This window comes from Mycobacterium sp. E3198 (assembly GCF_001667015.1).
Classification (GTDB): domain Bacteria; phylum Actinomycetota; class Actinomycetes; order Mycobacteriales; family Mycobacteriaceae; genus Mycobacterium.
Genome location: NZ_LZIS01000218.1, coordinates 1 through 926, shown reverse-complemented (window position 1 = coordinate 926; position 926 = coordinate 1). Strand labels below are relative to the sequence as shown.

Sequence of the window (926 nt, the reverse complement as noted above, 5' to 3'; positions counted from 1 at the left end):
GGCCAGCGCCGCGCCCTGTCCGGTGAACCGCTGGCCCCCAAACTGGCCGCCACCGCCGCCGCCCAACGCCAGGGCCTGATCGGCGACGGGCACATCAAAGTGATCCGCGGCTTTGTCACCCACCTGCCCGACCAGATCGACGTGTTCACCCGGGCGCACGCCGAAGCCGACCTGGCCGGCAAGGCGCGTGGATTTCGTCCCGACGAGTTGGCCCAATACGCTGAGCGCCTGATGGGTGTGCTGCACCCCGACGGGGAGCTCAGCGACGCCGAGCGTGCCCGTCAACGCGGCATCATCCTGGGCCCCCAGCAATACGACGGCATGTCACCGATCAGCGGGCTGATCACCCCCGAACTCCGCGCCGCCATCGAAGCCCTGATCGCCAAACTCGGCGCCCCCGGCGCCTGCAACCCCGACGACCTGACCCCCATCGTCGATGTCGCCCCCGATGCCGATGCGGTGCGCCGCGATCAGCGCTCCCAAGCCCAGCGCAACCACGACGCCTTTCTGGCCGGGCTGCGCGGGCTGTTCGCCTCCGGGGACTTGGGCCGCCACAACGGGCTTCCCGTGTCGATCATCGTGACCACCACGCTGCAGGAGTTGGAGGCCGCCACCGGCAAAGCCCTCACCGCCGGGGGCACCCTGGTGCCGATGTCGGATGTGATCCGCTGGGCCGGCCACGCGCATCATTATTTGGCGATCTTCGACGACGGCAAATCCCTGGCCCTGTATCACACCAAGCGCATCGCCTCACCGGCCCAGCGGATCATGCTCTACGGCAAGGAACGCGGCTGCACCAAACCCGGCTGCGACGCCCCGGCCTACCACAGCCAGGTCCACCACATCCGCGGCTGGACCGCCAACCACCGCACCGACATCGACGACCTCACCCTGGCCTGCGGCCCCGACAACCGACTCGCCGAACA

The 926-nt window shown here is 69.2% G+C and carries 1 protein-coding gene; it reads left to right on the top strand.

Annotated elements, in window-relative coordinates; translation table 11 throughout:
* The coding region (locus A5673_RS23050; protein ID WP_156748526.1) for an HNH endonuclease signature motif containing protein at positions 1–926 on the top strand (926 nt) is incomplete at both ends.